Source organism: Streptomyces sp. NPDC002156, assembly GCF_053593675.1.
Window position 1 is genome coordinate 36,152 of sequence record NZ_JBSFDA010000066.1, and the last position, 15,825, is coordinate 51,976.

The following is a 15,825-nucleotide window of genomic DNA, read 5'->3' on the forward strand; positions in this document are numbered from 1 at the left end:
GGGGCCACCCGTCAGTCGCAGCGCACGGTTTCGGGCCGTGCTGTCCGCCGTACGGCCGACACCACCTCCGCCAGGATCGACAGCGCGATCTCGGGAGCCGTGCGCGCGCCGATGTCCAGCCCGGCCGGGGTGTGGATCCGGGCCGACTCCCCTTCCTCCAGGCCGAGTTCCTCGATCAGAGCCGCACTCCGGCGTCTGCTGGCGACCAGCGCGATGTACGGCACGTCGGCGTCCAGGGCGGCCCGCAGTGCTTCGGCGTCCCCTCTCCCCTGCCCGGCCACGACCACCGCCACGGTCTGTTCGGCGGGCGGGCCCTCCGGCAGGGAGCGTGCGGTCGCGTAGCCGAGTACGTCGGCGAGGGCGATGAACGCCTCGGCGATCGGGGTACCGCCCACGACCTCGATCAGCGGGGGCGGCAGCACCGGCTCCAGGAAGATCTCCAACGCACCGCCCGACAGACAGTGGTTGACGACGACCTGCGCTCCGGGCGCGGGCGGGAACTCGGGCTCCCCCTCGGGCAGGACCCGCAGCAGCAGCGGCCCACCGCCGTGCAGGGCGTCGAGTGCCGCCGTGCGCACCGAGCCCTCCGCGCACACGCCGCCCACGAAGCCGTCGATCGTGCCGTCGCCGTACACGATGGCCTCGTCGCCGGGGCGGGCGGAGGCGGGCGCCTGGGCGCGCACCACACGAGCGTGCACGAACGGCACGCGCCCTTCGGTCAGTTCACGCACGCGAGCGCTCACCGTTTTCATAACGACCCCTCAGATCGGTGGCGTCGGGCGCCCGTTCATCGCCTCCCACACCCGTGAGGGCGTGAGCGGCATGTCCGCGTGCCGGATGCCGTACGGCTTCAGCGCGTCGACGACCGCGTTGACGATGGCGGGCGGCGAGCCGACGGTCGCGGACTCGCCGACGCCCTTGGCGCCGATGGGGTGGTGCGGGGACGGGGTGACGGTGAACCCCGTTTCCCAGTCGGGGACTTCGAGGGAGGTGGGGATGAGGTAGTCCATCAGGGAGCCGCTGAGGCAGTTGCCGTCCTCGTCGAAGGAGATCATCTCCATCAGCGCCATCCCGACCCCGTCGGTCAGGCCGCCGTGCACCTGCCCCTCGATGATCATCGGGTTGATCCGGGTCCCGCAGTCGTCGACGGCCACGAACCGCCGTACGGTCACCTTGGCCGTCCCCGGGTCGATGTCGACGACGCAGATGTAGGCGCCGTGCGGGTAGGTGAGGTTCTCGGGGTTGTAGCAGATCTGCGCCTCCAGGCCGCCCTCGACGCCGTCGGGCAGGTCGCCGGCGCCGTGCGCGCGCATCGCGATGTCCTGGATGGTGACCGAGGCCTCGGGGTCGCCGGCGACCCGGAAGGAGCCCTTGGCCCACTCCAGGTCGGCGACCGACACCTCCAGCATCGAGGAGGCGATGAGCCTCGCCTTGTCCCGGACCTTGCGGGCGACCAGCGCGGCGGCGGCACCGGAGACGGGGGTGGACCGGCTGCCGTAGGTGCCGAGCCCGAAGGGCGTCTGGTCGGTGTCGCCGTGCACGACGTCGATGTCCTGTGGCGGGATGCCCAGTTCCTCGGCGACGATCTGCGCGAACGTCGTCTCGTGGCCCTGCCCCTGGGTCTGCACCGACAGCCGTACGACCGCCTTCCCGGTCGGATGCACGCGCAGTTCGCAGCCGTCGGCCATGCCGAGCCCGAGGATGTCCATGTCCTTGCGGGGCCCGGCGCCGACCGCCTCCGTGAAGAACGCCACCCCGATGCCCATGACCTCACCGCGGGCCCGCTTCTCGGCCTGTTCCGCGCGGAGTTGGTCGTACCCGGCGAGCTGCTTGGCGAGTTCCATGGTGGGCGCGTAGTTGCCTGAGTCGTACACCCAGCCGGTCTTGCTGCGGTAGGGGAACTGTTCGGGGCGGATGAAGTTCTTCATCCTCAACTCGACGGGATCCACGCCCAGTTCGTACGCCAGGCAGTCGACGATCCGCTCGACGAGGTAGACCGCCTCGGTGATGCGGAAAGAGCAGGCGTAAGCCACCCCGCCCGGAGCCTTGTTGGTGTAGACGGCGGTCATCTTGCAGTAGGCGGCCTCGATGTCGTAACTGCCGGTGAAGACACCGAAGAAGCCGGCCGGGTACTTCACGGGCGCCGCCGTGCCGTTGAACGCGCCATGGTCCGCGAGGACGTTGGTGCGGATGGCGAGGATCTTGCCGTCGCGGGTCGCGGCGATCTCGCCGCGCATGACGTAGTCGCGGGCGAAGCCGGTGCTGATGAGGTTCTCCGCCCGGTCCTCCATCCACTTCACGGGCTTCCCGGTGAGCAGCGAGCCGACGATCGCGCACACGTAACCGGGGTAGATCGGCACCTTGTTGCCGAAGCCGCCACCGATGTCCGGCGAGATCACCCGGATCTTGTGCTCGGGCAGTCCGGCGACGATCGCGTAGAGGGTGCGGTGGGCGTGCGGGGCCTGGGTGGTGGACCAGAGGGTGAGGCGGCCGTCGACGGCGTCGTAGTCGGCGACCGCGCCGCACGTCTCCATGGGTGCCGGATGCACCCGCGGGTACACGATGTCCTCGGTGACGACGACATCGGCACGGGCGAACGCGGCCTCGGTCTCGGCGGCGTCGCCGGTCTCCCAGTCGAAGCAGTGGTTGTCCTCCTTGCCCTCCAAGTCGTCCCGGATGACGGGCGCTTGGGGCGAGAGCGCGGTGCGTACGTCGATCACCGGGTCGAGTGCCTCGTACTCGACGTCGATCAACTCCAGGGCGTCCCGGGCCGCGTAACGGTCCTCGGCGACGACGAAGGCGACCTCCTGGCCCTGGAAGCGGACCTTGTCGGTGGCGAGGACGGCCTGGACGTCGCCGGAGAGGGTCGGCATCCAGGCGAGGCCCTGTTCGGCGAGCGCGGCGCCGGTGACGACGAGCCGGACCTTCGGGTGCGCCTCGGCCAGGGTGGTGTCGACGGACACGATCCGGGCGTGCGCGAACGGGGAGCGCAGGACGGCGAGATGCAGCATGCCGGGGAGTTGGAGGTCGTCGACGTAACGCCCCTTGCCGCGCACGAAACGGGCGTCCTCCTTGCGGAGCATCCGGCCGTGGCCACAGGGCTTCTGGTCGTTGTCCACGAAGGCGGTCCGGCGGCTGTCCTGGCCGTCGTGGCTGTCGTGCGCCGAGCCACGGCCGGCGACGGTGGTCATGAGACGCTCCCCGAGCCGGTCGCCAACTCGGTCGCCGACTCGATCTCCGACTCGATCTCCGACTCGTCCGCCGGTTGCTCGGTCCGGGTCCCGGCCTCCTCCGCCGCTGCCCACCGCACGGACCGGACGATGGTGGCGTATCCGGTGCAGCGGCAGATCTGCCCGGAGATCGCCTCGCGGATCTCGGGCTCGGAGGGGTCGGGGTTGCGGTCGAGAAGAGCGCGGGCGGTCATCATCATGCCTGGCGTGCAGAACCCGCACTGGAGCCCGTGGCATTCGACGAACCCCCGTTGTACGGCGTCGAGTTGGCCGTCCGCCCGGGCCAGCCCCTCCACGGTCCGCACCTCGTGCCCGCCCGCCATGGCGGCGAGTACGGTGCAGGACTTGACGGGCTCGCCGTCCAACCACACCACGCACGTACCGCAGTTGCTGGTGTCGCAGCCCCAATGGGTGCCGGTCAGGGCGAGATGGTCGCGCAGGAAGTGGACGAGGAGCAGCCGCCCCTCGATCTCCCGGGTGACCTCGTCCCCGTTGACGGTCATGGTGACCTGCATGCGCGTCACACCCCCTGTCCATCGGTTCCGTGGATCCTGGCCACGGCCCTGCGCAGCACGCGCACGGTCAACTCCCGTGCCAGGTGCCGCTTGTACTCGGCGCTGCCCCGCCGGTCGGTGACGGGCGAGCAGGCCTCGGCGGCGATGTCCCCCGCCTGCGCGTACAGTTCCTCGCCGGGCGGCCGGCCGCGCAGGGCGTCGCCGATGCCCTCGATCCCGGCGGTGTTGGGGCCGACGGCGGCGAGTCCGACCCGGGCGTCGGCTATCAGTCCGTCACCGTCCAGCCACACCGCGGCCCCTGCCGACACCACCGCCCAGTCCCCGGCCCGCCGTTCGACCTTCTCGTACGCGCTGGACCCGTTCGGCCGGACCGGGAGGCGTACCTCGGTCAGCATCTCGGCGTCGCCGACGGACGTCTCGTACGGCCCCTGATGGAACTCGCTCATGGGCACGACCCGTTGGCCGTCCACGCCCTGGATCACACAGCTCGCGTCGAGCGTCGTGCACACGGCGGACAGGTCCTCGGAGGGGTCGGCCTGGCAGAGCGAGCCGCCGAGCGTGCCGCGGTTGCGGACGACGGGGTCGGCGATGACGCGTTCGGCATCCCGGAACACCGGGAAGGCGGCGGCGAGTTGGTCGGATTCAAGGAGTTCGCGGTGCCGGGTCATCGCGCCGATGCGGATCAGTCCGGGCTCGGCGCGGATGTAACCCAGCTCGCCGTGCAGGTCGTTGATGTCGATCAGGTACTCGAAGTTGGCCAGCCGGAGCTTCATCATCGGCAGCAGGCTGTGCCCGCCGGCCACCAGCCGGGCGGTGTCGCCCAGCCGGTCCAGAAGAGCGACGGCCTCCGGAACACTGCCGACGCGCCGGTACTCGAACGGAGCGGGAACCTGCATACCGCATCCCCCCTGACTTCCCCATGTCAGTCGTGCGGACGTGGTGTCCGGGGGCACTTCACCGCTTGCGGGGGAGGGTGTCAACGGCTGATTAAGCGTTCACTTAACTCGCTCGGCTGCCCCGACAACTCACTCGGCCCCCGGACACCCCGCTCAGCCCCCGAACCGCACCAGCCAGTCGGTGTGCTGCGGCGAAACGATTCGCTCCGCCTCGGCCACCGCCTCCGCCCAGCCCGACTCCGTCACCGTCCTGATCATCGTGACGCGCAGTGTCTCCAGATCCTGTTCGATCAGGGAGTGCGCGTACTTCAGCGGCCGGTGCCGCCGTACCTCCTGCCAGGCCACCCCGGCCGCCGCGCCGGCGCTGAGCAGGCCGGTGAGATCCCAGCCGCCGATCACACCGAAGGCCCTGAGCACGGCGGCCAGCAGGGCGAGCAGTGTCAGCGCGGCGGTGATGGAGGACCAGCGCACGGAGGAGCGGTGCGACTGCGCGGCCCGGTTCTTGTACCAGACGAACTGTTCCAGTAAGCGGTCGCGCAGGTAGATGTCCCGGCGGGCCTCGAAGGGCTTGGCGCGCACGGCCCGCATGACCGGGGTTATCTGCCCGGCCCCACGGGTGTGGACCCCGTTGCGCGAGTCCTCCCACCCCACCCGCCTGAGTTCCCGCAGCCGCTCCTCCAGCCGTTCCGCGAACAGCCCGTCGGGGTCCGCCACCCGGGTGTGGAACGGCCCGCCATGCACCATGTACTGCCAGGCCAGCGACTTCAGCAGCTCGGCCACGTCGCGGTGCGCCCGCCACTGGGCGCGGGCGCGGCGGCGGGCGGTGTGCAGGCCGACGGCGATCGTGCAGGCGTAGAGCAGTGCGGAGAACGCCGCTGGGACATGACTGTGGAAACGTTCCGCCAGCATCGCCATCGCCGTCGCCGACAGCAGCAGCGTCAATTGCGTGCGTACCGCGTAGAAGGACTCACTCTGACGGCTCAGTGCCCGCCGGTCACTCACCACGAACAGCGGTGGAAGATCATTCTCACTCAACGTGACACTGGGTCCCGGAGTCCTGGCGTGCAATTGACTCACCCCCGCGGTCATTGCGCACACAATTGTCCACTCTTCGGAAATCAGAGTATGAAGCCGAACGGCCAATGTCACCCTCGCCGTCGGCCTCCGGTATCGTCCGCGTCAAAACCAGACTTTCTCGTCGTCGGCCAGTCCCACCGCGACGAGGAACAGCACGAGGAGCCACGAACCGGTCATGACCCTCTCCCAGTCACCGGCAGCGCCCACCACCGACGCTCAGCCGACGCAGCAGCGGCAGACCCCGCTGGGGGGCATCCCCCGATACTCTCCCGCGGTCACGGGCGCGATCGGGCGGTTGCTGGACAGCCCCGACAGGCGTCCGTCCCACCCCACCTTCAACTCTGCGGTCTGAGTCAGAGGTTCACGCGGACAGGTGTATCCGGCGGTGACTCCCGCCGGATGCACCCACGTCAGAGCTTCCTCGATCGTCAACGTGCTGAGTTTTTAGCCAAGTTGCCCGTCGGGGCGGCCGGATCTTTGCAATGATGCGAGGGGTGACGAGCCCATCCCTCCAGCAGCTGGTTCTCAAGGTGCACAGCAGGTGCGACCTGGCATGCGACCACTGCTATGTGTACGAGCACGCCGACCAGGGCTGGCGGGCCCGCCCGGTGGTCATCTCCGAAGAGGCTCTCACCCAGACCGCCCGCCGGTTCGCCTCCTACGTCGAGGCCCACAGCCTGCCGTCGGTGGCGATCATCCTCCACGGGGGCGAGCCCCTCCTCTGCGGCCCCGCCCGGCTCAGAAGAATCTGCGCGGAACTCACGCGTTCCCTCGCCCCGGTCACCTCACTGGACCTCCAGATTCACACCAACGGAATCCAGCTGAGCACCAGACATCTGGACGTCTTCGCGGAATTCGGCGTCAAGGTGGGTATCTCGCTCGACGGGGACCGTGCGGCCAACGACCGGCACAGACTCGATCGCAGGGGCCGCAGCAGTTATGACCGGGTACTGCGCGGAATCGAGCTTCTGCGCACCCCCGAATACCGTCACCTCTTCGGTGGCCTGCTGTGCACCGTGGATGTCGCCAACGACCCCGTCACGGTGCACGAGACACTCACGGCACTCGATCCTCCCCGTATCGACTATTTGCTGCCGCATTCCACCTGGGAGCACCCGCCCCCGAATCCCTCCGGATCACCGACCCCGTACGCCGACTGGCTGCTGACGGTTTTCGACCTCTGGGAGAAACAAGGGCGCAGGATTCCCGTACGGACGTTCGAGTCCGTGCTCAGCACTCTGCGCGGCGGCCCCAGCCTGACCGAGGCGATGGGACTCGCCCCCTCGGACCTCGCGGTGGTCGAGACGGACGGCAGTTTCGAGCAGGCGGACTCGCTCAAGACGGCTTTCGACGGAGCGGCGGCCACCGGGTACGACGTCTTCCGGCACGGCTTCGAGGAGTTCGCCCGGCACGAGGGGGTGCTGGCCCGCCAGCGCGGACTCGCCGGTGTCAGCGAGGCCTGCCGCCGCTGCCCGGTCGTCGACTCCTGCGGCGGTGGCCTGTACGCCCACCGCTACAGTCCCGAACGCGGTTTCGACAACCCCTCCGTCTTCTGCGCCGACCTGCGCGCCCTGGTGGACGGGATCGCCGAGCGGGTGACCTCGCGGGCGCTGTCCCCGGCGGTCTGCCGTGCGGACGCCCTCGGTTTCTCCCAGCTGGAGCTGGACCGGACCCTGCTGCGCGTCACACACGACGACCTGGCGCCGAGGCCGGACTGGGAGGACGCCTGGCGGGCCCTGCTGGAACTGGACTCCGACGACAGCACCGCCCCGCACCTCAACAACGTCCTCGCCCACCCGTACGTCCGCACCTCGCTGCTCCGGTCCCGGTACGAGGCCGCCGACCTCCCCCGCTTCATGGCGCTGGCCTTCACGGCGGCGGTGCGGGCCGGCGCCGATGTGACGCTCCGCTGGGACCAGCCCGAACGCGCCCTCCATCTCCCGACACTGGGCACGTACACCCTGGCGGAGCCCGGCCGGATCGAGGTCAAGACGACGACGGACGGCTTCTGGGTGTGCGACGACTCGGGCTCCGAACAGGTGCAGCTCACCGGCGCCGCGCCCACCTCCCGGTGGCGCCCGCTGGAGACCGTACGACCGCCCGGCCGCCCGCCCCTCCTGATCGACGACGCGGACCCGTACCGCGACTGCTTCTCCGTCCCCCTCGCCACCGACCCAACCCCGACGTCGTTCGCCGCGCGCTTGGCACAGGCGTACGAACTCCTGAACGCACACCTGCCCCGATGGGCCGAGGACCGCAACGCGTTCCAGGTCACGACCGTCACCCCGCTCGCACCGGGCAGCGGCCTGCGACTCGGCGGACACGGGCCGGGGGCACTGGGCGTCGCGGTCGACTTCACACCGGAGGACTTCGCACGCGAGCTGCCGCGCCTGGGGCGGCGGACCAGGTTCACCTCCCTCCGGGAGACAAGCGACCTGAACGTCCTGGGCAACCGCGCCGGCCGCCTCCTGGACGAGGCCTTCGAACAACTCGGCAACTCCCGCCCCGAGGCCGCCGTACGAGCCCTGGTGGAACTGACGGCACTACCGGAACACGAACTCACGGAAACGGGCGCGGTGTTGGCGGCCCAACTATGGACGGAGTGGTCCACCCATGCCTGACCAACCGGGGCTGCTCGCAGCCCGTCCGGCACCATCCAGCGCCGGCCGGCACCATCCAGCCCGTCCGGCGTTTGAGGACGAGCGCGTCCAGCGCGACAGGGGGGCCTGGGGGCGCAGCCCCCAGAAGGATGGGACGGGTAAGGGCGGCGGGGGCGAAGAAACCCACCCGGACCCCACCGCCCAACTACGGGACGTACTAGCCGAGTTGGACATCCGCCCCACCACCCCCCTCCTCGTCCACGCCTCCCTCCACGGCACCGGCCTCGCCCCCTCCCTCGTACGCGACACCCTCCTCACCACCCTGGGCCCCGCAGGGACCCTCGTCGTACCCGCCTTCACCCCCGAGAACTCCGACACCTCACGGTCGTACCGCGCCGCCACCGAGGGGATGACCGACAAGCAGAAGGCCACGTTCCGCGCCTCGATGCCCCCCTTCGCACCGGACACCACGCCGTGCCGCTCCATGGGCGCACTGGCCGAATGTGTACGGACCACTCCGGGCGCCGTACGCAGCACGCACCCCCAGACCTCGTTCGCCGGACTCGGCCCGAGAGCCGCCGAGTTGCTCGACCGGCACGACCCGCACTGCCATCTCGGGGAGCGCTCACCGCTGGCCGCGCTGTACGCGGCGGATGCCCAGGTCCTGCTGCTGCGCGTCGGGTTCGAGGTGTGCACCGCGTTCCATCTGGCGGAGTACCGGACCACAGCGCCCCCGCCCCGGCGTACGTACCGGTGCGTGGTGGGCAGGACCGGGAACTGGATCTCGTACGAGGATCTCGCCCTGGACGACAGCGACTTCGGTGTGATGGGGAAGCGGCTGCCGCGTGAACTGGTGGTGGAGCGGGAATGGGCCGGGAAAGGGGTCGCTCTCTTCGGGATGCGCGCCGTCGTGGACCACGCAGTCGATCAGATGGCCGGTTATCGCACCGGAATGACGTAAAACAAGCAACCCGGGCGGCCCTCCCGTCGGGCACATTGTTGGTTCCGGTCAGGTGGCCCCGGCGGCGGGGCGCACCGACGGGCAGGGGGGCGTGTGGACATACCTGAACGGGGTCGGGAACGGGTGCCGGACACCCAGCCCTATTTCTTCCTCTCCTACGCCCACACACCAGCGTGGGGCACGGGCGGCGGAGACCCCGATCACTGGGTGCACGTGCTGTACCGGGACCTGTGCAACCACATCATGGCGCTCACCGATCTGCCCGCCGGCTCCCAGGCCGGGTTCATGGACCGGGAGATGCGCTCCGGCGAGGGCTGGCCGGAGAAGCTCAGTGAGAACCTGGCCAAGTGCCGGGTGTTCGTACCGCTGTTCTCGCCCCGCTACTTCACCAGCGAGATGTGCGGACGCGAGTGGTTCGCCTTCCACGAACGGGTGTTGCACGCCAAGGCCATCGGCGCAGGCTCCACGTCCGCCATCGTCCCGGCTCTGTGGACACGCGTGGACTACGACCAACTCCCGGACTCCGTACGGCACATCCACCTCGATCACGCGACCTACGGCGACCGCTACGCCGCCAACGGGATCTACGGCCTGATCAAGCTCAACCGGCTGCACGACGAGTACGAGGAGACCGTGCTGGGTCTTGCGCAGCGGATCGTGCGGGTCGCCCACGAGTCGCCGCTGCCGCCGAGCAGACCCCGCAACTACGAGCACACGCCCAGCGCGTTCAAGCCGCGCGGCTCGGGCCCCCGGCACATCCACCTCACCGTGGCCGCGCCGACTCGGGACAGCGTCCCCGAGTACCGCGACATCCGGCCGTACGGCGAGGACTCGCAGGACTGGAACCCGTACCACGGCGAGTCCACTCGTCCGCTGCCCGCGCTCGCCGAGGAACTCATCCGTTCCCTCGACTACCGGATCACGATCTCCTCCTTCGACGACGAGGACACCGGGGAACCGCCGGCGCTGTCCGTCGAGGGATCCCCGGACGACCACGGCGACCACGGCGACAAGGACGACAAGGCGGTGGGCAGGCCGGGCATCCTGCTGGTCGACCGATGGGTGCTGACGGACGAGGAGCGGCGTCGGCGGCTCAAGACCTTCGACACCCATGCCCGGCCCTGGGTGAGTGCGATCGTCCCGTGGAACCGCCTCGACCTGCAGTGTCACAGTCCGGAGGGACGGCAGCTCTCCGAGGAGCTGGAGCGCACCCTCCCGCTGATCCTGGACCGTGGCCGGCGCGCCGACTGCCGGATCGCCGTGACCGGCGTACCCACACTGAAGGCCTTCACCGACGTGCTGCCCGCCGTCGTGGCCCATACGACCAGGCAGTTCCTCAAGCACGCGGAGGCACATCCGCCACCGGGCACGCGCACGCCCAGGCCCCGGCTGATGGGCCCCGTCCCGCCGCATTACCCGGAAGAGGGACCCGACAACGGAGGAGAAGCATGACGGCCGTGCAGAACGGACGCATCATCACCTTCTACTCGTACAAGGGCGGTACCGGGCGCACGATGGCCCTGGCCAACACGGCGTGGATCCTCGCCGCGAACGGCAAACGGGTGCTGGCCGTCGACTGGGACCTGGAGGCGCCGGGCCTGCATCGTTTCTTCCACCCGTTCCTGGAGCCCAACGCGCTGGTGGCCACCACCGGGGTCATCAACATCATTCACGACTACGCATGGGCCGCGACCACCGGACCGCAGCACACCGACAACTGGCAGGACGACTACGCGAACGTCGAACAGCACGCCATCTCCCTCACCCCGGAGCGGCTCGGGCTGAGCTTCCTGGACGGCGGTTCGCTCGACTTCCTGTCCGCGGGCCGCCAGGAGCCCGCCTACTCGGCGACGGTGTCCTCCCTGGAGTGGGACAACTTCTACGACCGGCTGGGCGGCGGCGACTTCCTCAAGGCACTGCGCGCCAACATGAAGAGGTCGTACGACTATGTCCTGATCGACAGCCGTACCGGACTGTCGGACAACGCGGACATCTGCACCATGGAGATGCCCGACGTCCTCGTGGACTGCTTCACGCTGAGCGACCAGTCCCTGGACGGCGGCGCCGCGGTGGCCCGCAGTGTCGAGGGCAGCTCCCTCCCCCACCCGATCCGGGTACTGCCCGTGCCGATGCGCATCGACGAGGGCGAGAAGGACAAGGTGGACGCCGGCCGGGCCCTGGCCAGGCTGCGGTTCCAGGGGCTGCCCAGGGGGCTCAAGGGCGAGAAGCTGGGCCCGGACGAGCAGACGGCGTACTGGGGCAGCGTCGAGATCCCGTACCGCCCGTACTACGCGTACGAGGAGACCCTCGCCACCTTCGGCGACGCGAAGGGCGACCCCAAGTCGCTGCTGTCCGCGTTCGAGCGGCTCACCCAGGTGATCTCCGACGGCGAGGTCACCTCGCTGCCGCCGATCCCCGAGCCGGTGCGGCTGCGCTGCCGCGACGCGTACCTCAGGCGGCGCCCGCTGACCAGCGCGGCCGATGTGGTCGTGGCGTACACGGCGGAGAACCGGATGTGGGCCGACTGGGTCGAGTCGCTGCTCAAGCGGGTCGGCTGCAACGTCGTGCCGCACGACATCTCCGGCGGACCCGTCGAGCGCACGGACGCGGCCACCCGCACCCTGGTCCTGCTGTCGACCGCGTTCCAGAAGTCCCGCTACGCCGACGCCGTCTGGCGCACCCTCACCGACGTCGGCCCGGACACCCCGCCCGGTACGACGGTGCCGCTGCGGGTCGACGAGGTGCGGCTGCCCGAGTCCTACCTCAACCTCAACCCCGTGGACCTGCACCGGTTCGACGAGGCGCAGTGCGCCGCCGCGCTGCTGCGCGCCCTGGGGCTGCCCGGGCAGGCACCGGAGGGCGGCCCGCACGCGGCCCGCTTCCCCGGCAACGTCCCGGCGTACCTGAGCGCGCCGCAGCGCAACAACACGTTCACCGGCCGCAACGCCATCCTGGAGCGGATACGGGACCAGCTCGGCGGCGGTGTCTCCGCAGGCCCCTCGAAGCCCCAGGTCCTGTTCGGGCTCGCCGGTGTGGGCAAGACCCAGGTCGCGCTGGAGTACGTACACCGCTTCATGGGCGACTACGACCTGGTGTGGTGGACGTCCGCCGAGCACGAGGACGACATCGTGGCCTCGCTGGCCGAACTCGGCGCCCGGATCGGCGCACCCGGCCGCGATGACATCACCATGGCCAGCAAGGAAGCCCGGCAGATGCTGTCCCGGGGCACGCCGACCAGCCGCTGGCTGCTGGTCTTCGACAACGCCGACGACCCGGACGTGCTGACGCCGTATCTGCCGACGGGCGGCAGCGGGCACATCCTCGTCACCTCCCGCAACAACCCGGCCTGGGAGAAGCGGGGTTCGACGCAGCTGGTCGACATCTTCCTGCGCGAGGAGAGCGTCGAGCACCTCACCCAGCGGGCCAGGGGGCTGACCCCCGAGGAGGCCGACCAGGTGGCGACGGCGGTGGGCGATCTGCCGCTGGCCGTCGAGCAGGCGGCGGCCTGGCTGGCCGAGACGGCCACCCCGGTCGAGACCTATCTGCGGCAGCTGGCGGAGCAGACCATCGACGTCCTGGACCTCAACCGCCCCGCCGACTACCACAAGACGGTCGCCGCGACCTGGAACGTGTCCATCTCCCGGCTGAAGGAACGTTCGCCCGCCTCGGTACGGCTGTTGCAGCTGTGCGCGTTCCTGGCCCCGGAGCCGATCTCCTCCGACCTGCTCTACAGCAAGGAGATGATCGACGCCCTCAAACCCTACGACCCCGCGCTGCAGGAGCCGCTGCTGCTCGGCCGGGTCGTCCAGGAGATCGGGCGGTTCGCGCTCGCCAAGGTGGACCAGGTCAGCAACAGCATCCAGGTGCACCGGCTGGTCCAGGTCGTGATCCGCGCGCAGCTGTCCAAGGAGGAGCAGGGCCAGGCCCAGCACGTCGTGCACACCGTGCTCGCGGGCGCCCGGCCCGACGGCGACGAACCGATCGACGACCCCGAGAGCTGGCCCCGGTTCAACGTCATCTGGCCGCACCTCACCACCACCGACGCCCGCAGCTGCGCCGAGAGCGAGACACGCCGGCTGCTCATCGACCGGATCCGCTACTACTGGAAGCGCGGCGACTTCCCCAACGCGCAGAAACGCGCCGAGGACCTGCTGAAGCACTGGAAGACACTGCTCGGCGAGAACGACGTGCAGTATCTGTACCTGCGCGGCCAGCTCGCCAACGTGCTGCGCTCGCAAGGGCGTTACATCGAGGCCCGGGACATCGACACCGAGCTGCTGGACCGCCAGCGCACGGTCCTGGGTCCCTCGCACCCGCACACGTACGTCACCACCTCCAGCCTCGCCAGCGACCTCGCCGCCCTCGGTGACTACCGCTCCGCGGTGGACCTCGCCCGCGAGGCGCACGACGGGTTCAGCGAGATCTTCCACGAGTCCCACCCCAGGACCCTGAACGCGGCCAACAACCTCGCCCTCGCCCTGCGCATGGTGGGCCGCTACGGCGAGGCCCGCGACCTGGACCAGGAGACGCTCGACCGGCGTATGCGGGTGCTGGGTCCGGAGCACCCCTACACGCTGGCCTCGGCCGAGGGACTGGGCCGCGACCTGCGCGAGGTCGGCCGGTACGCGGAGTCGGTGTCGGTGCTGTCACAGGCGTACGACACGCACAAGCGGATCCTCGGCAAGGAGTTCCCGGGCACGCTGCGGTGCGCCAAGTCCCTGGCGGTGTCGCTGCGCCGGGCGGGGCAGTTCGAGGACGCCCGGCGGCTCACGGCGGCGACCCAGGACCAGTACCGGGCCCAGTACAAGGAGCCGACCCCGGACTCGCTGGCCTGCGATCTGAACATGGCGGCCGACCTGTTCGCGGCGGACGAGCGGGAGCGGGCGCGCGAGGTGGCCCGGGAGGCGCTGGCGAGGTACATGGAGGTGCCGGGCGAGGCTCATCCGTACACCCAGGCCGCGTTCAACAACCTCGGTATCTACCACTGGGGTTGCGGCGACACGGAGAAGGCGGACACGGTGTTCCGGCAGGTGCTGCGGCGCATGGGCGAGGTGCTGGGCGAGCAGCACCCGCACTCCCTGTTCTGCGGGATCAACTACGCCAACGTGCTGGCCGGCCAGGGCCGTCTGGAGGAGGCCCGGGACCTGGAGGAGAACGCTGTGGTCACCCTGCGCCAGATCCTGGGGCCGCATCATCCGGAGACTCTGGCCGTGGTCGCCAACTCGGCTCTGACACTGGGTGAGTTGGGCCACGAGGCGGAGGCGGCACGGCGGCACGGCGAGGCGCTGGCGGAGCTGCGGAGGCTGCTCGGCGACGAGAACGGGATCACCCGGTTCGCGAGCAGCAGGCGGCGGGTGTACCGGGATCTGGAGCCGCTGGCGGTGTGAGGACGCGGTACGCGGGCTCAGTGCGGGGGGACGTCCGCGAGCAGCCAGTTGAGGGCGTTGGGCAGTGCGCGCAGGGCCGCGAAGTGGGCCGCCGCCGGTTCCAGGACGGCCGTGGCGCGCGGGATACGGGCGGCCAGCCAGGAGGAGTGCGAGGCGGGCGAGAAGACGTCCTTCCCGCCGTGCCACAACAGCACCGGCACATCGATCTGTGCCGGGTCGAAGCCCCACGGGCCGGTCAGCGCGAGGGCGTCGTCGATCCAGCCGTACGGTGAAGTGCGCAGCGCCTCTAGGTAGGTGCGCAGCAACATGGACCGGATGGTGCTGTCGGAGACGATCATCCGGTCGTCGTCGGTGAGGTCCAGGCGCAGTTCCTCCAGCAGCTTCGCCGGATCGCTGCGGATGGCCGCCGAGCGCGGAATGAGCCGGGCGGCGAACCGCTCCGGATCGGTGAACGCGGTCCGGAACTCGCTGACGTTGGATGGCGCCATGCCCGCGAACCAGTCGAGTCCCTCCGCGTCCCTCGGCGCGAGCCCGACCAGCGCGGCGGCCCGGGTCACCCGGTCCGGCAGCAGCGCGGCGCAGGCGAGGGCGTGCGGGGCGCCGCCGGAACGTCCGGCCACCGCGAACCGGTCGAGCCCGAGGGCGTCGGCGACCACGGAGACATCGTCCACGACGTCGGCGACCCGACGGCCCGCCTTGCGGTCCGAACCGCCGTATCCGGGCCGGTCGTAGCTGATGAGGCGGGCGCCGCGCTGGTGGAGGTACATCGCGCGGGGCCGGGGGCCGACCCGGCTGCCGGGTGTGCCGTGCAGCAGGAAAACGGGGTATCCATGCGGATCCCCCGAGATCTCGACCCGCAGCCGCCGCCCGTCCGCGGTCCGCACATGGTCAGACACCACCGCCGCGTCTCCCTCCCCTGGCCGAATGACTTGACCTCACCGACCGGGACCACGCTGCCCGATCCCTGCCCGGATGGACAGGGGGCGAAACGGGCAAACACGGCCCACCCGCCTTGTCCGGCCCATCTTCCTCGCCCCCGCCGCCCTTACCCGTCCCATCCCTGGGGGCTGCGCCCCCAGACCCCCGCCATCGGCCTGAACGGCCTCGTCCTCAAACGCCGGACGGGCTGAAATGCCCCGGCCGGCGCTGAAGACGTACC

The 15,825-nt window shown here is 70.3% G+C and carries 10 protein-coding genes; 4 read left to right on the top strand and 6 right to left on the bottom strand.

Features of this window, described 5'->3' with window-relative positions:
* Nucleotides 1-11: 11 nt before the first annotated feature.
* The 5 genes from ACWCRB_RS25495 to ACWCRB_RS25515 all read right to left on the bottom strand — a co-directional run bounded on the left by ACWCRB_RS25495 (nucleotide 12) and on the right by ACWCRB_RS25515 (nucleotide 5,676).
* Nucleotides 12-731: an XdhC family protein gene (locus ACWCRB_RS25495; RefSeq protein WP_450998237.1), complete on the bottom strand. Its 720-nt coding sequence runs from the start codon at nucleotides 729-731 to the stop codon at nucleotides 12-14.
* Nucleotides 732-761: 30 nt separating this feature from the next.
* Entirely contained in the window at nucleotides 762-3,191 is a 2,430-nt protein-coding gene (locus ACWCRB_RS25500; protein ID WP_450998238.1) for an aerobic carbon-monoxide dehydrogenase large subunit, read from the bottom strand.
* The gene (locus tag ACWCRB_RS25505) at nucleotides 3,188-3,745 is read right to left on the bottom strand and encodes a (2Fe-2S)-binding protein (RefSeq protein ID WP_450998246.1); all 558 of its coding nucleotides are present in this window, start codon (nucleotides 3,743-3,745) and stop codon (nucleotides 3,188-3,190) included. The genes ACWCRB_RS25500 and ACWCRB_RS25505 overlap by 4 nt, the downstream gene beginning before the upstream one ends.
* Nucleotides 3,746-3,750: 5 nt before the next feature.
* On the bottom strand, nucleotides 3,751-4,641 hold the full coding sequence (locus tag ACWCRB_RS25510) for an FAD binding domain-containing protein (RefSeq protein ID WP_450998239.1): 891 nt from the start codon (nucleotides 4,639-4,641) through the stop codon (nucleotides 3,751-3,753).
* Between the two features lie 153 nt (nucleotides 4,642-4,794).
* Entirely contained in the window at nucleotides 4,795-5,676 is an 882-nt protein-coding gene (locus ACWCRB_RS25515; protein ID WP_450998240.1) for a DUF4231 domain-containing protein, read from the bottom strand.
* Nucleotides 5,677-6,203: 527 nt separating this feature from the next.
* Between ACWCRB_RS25515 and fxsBH the strand changes: the two genes are divergently transcribed.
* The 4 genes from fxsBH (at nucleotide 6,204) to fxsT (ending at nucleotide 14,666) form a co-directional block, all read left to right on the top strand.
* Nucleotides 6,204-8,339 carry a radical SAM/SPASM protein FxsBH, inactivated beta-hydroxylase extension form gene (gene fxsBH, locus ACWCRB_RS25520; protein ID WP_450998241.1) on the top strand — a complete coding sequence of 712 codons (2,136 nt, stop codon included), beginning with the start codon at nucleotides 6,204-6,206 and terminating at the stop codon, nucleotides 8,337-8,339.
* 205 nt (nucleotides 8,340-8,544) lie between these two features.
* Complete coding sequence (locus ACWCRB_RS25525) at nucleotides 8,545-9,279, top strand: AAC(3) family N-acetyltransferase (protein WP_450998247.1); 735 nt, start codon at nucleotides 8,545-8,547, stop codon at nucleotides 9,277-9,279.
* Nucleotides 9,280-9,372: 93 nt separating this feature from the next.
* The gene (locus ACWCRB_RS25530; protein ID WP_450998242.1) at nucleotides 9,373-10,731 is read left to right on the top strand and encodes a TIR-like protein FxsC; all 1,359 of its coding nucleotides are present in this window, start codon (nucleotides 9,373-9,375) and stop codon (nucleotides 10,729-10,731) included.
* The gene (fxsT, locus tag ACWCRB_RS25535) at nucleotides 10,728-14,666 is read left to right on the top strand and encodes an FxSxx-COOH system tetratricopeptide repeat protein (protein ID WP_450998243.1); all 3,939 of its coding nucleotides are present in this window, start codon (nucleotides 10,728-10,730) and stop codon (nucleotides 14,664-14,666) included. The genes ACWCRB_RS25530 and fxsT overlap by 4 nt, the downstream gene beginning before the upstream one ends.
* A gap of 17 nt (nucleotides 14,667-14,683) precedes the next feature.
* Here the strand turns inward: fxsT and ACWCRB_RS25540 are convergent, their stop codons facing one another.
* Nucleotides 14,684-15,562 (bottom strand): alpha/beta fold hydrolase, encoded by an 879-nt coding sequence (locus tag ACWCRB_RS25540; protein WP_450998244.1) that lies wholly within the window; start codon nucleotides 15,560-15,562, stop codon nucleotides 14,684-14,686.
* Between the last annotated feature and the right edge of the window lie 263 nt (nucleotides 15,563-15,825).

What these genes read in the sequence shown, in the direction of transcription:
- ACWCRB_RS25500 (WP_450998238.1), bottom strand. Translation starts at nt 3,191, where the DNA reads ATGACCACCGTCGCCGGCCGTGGCTCGGCGCACGACAGCCACGACGGC.
- ACWCRB_RS25505 (WP_450998246.1), bottom strand. Translation starts at nt 3,745, where the DNA reads ATGCAGGTCACCATGACCGTCAACGGGGACGAGGTCACCCGGGAGATC.
- ACWCRB_RS25510 (WP_450998239.1), bottom strand. Translation starts at nt 4,641, where the DNA reads ATGCAGGTTCCCGCTCCGTTCGAGTACCGGCGCGTCGGCAGTGTTCCG.
- fxsBH (WP_450998241.1), top strand. Translation starts at nt 6,204, where the DNA reads ATGCGAGGGGTGACGAGCCCATCCCTCCAGCAGCTGGTTCTCAAGGTG.
- fxsT (WP_450998243.1), top strand. Translation starts at nt 10,728, where the DNA reads ATGACGGCCGTGCAGAACGGACGCATCATCACCTTCTACTCGTACAAG.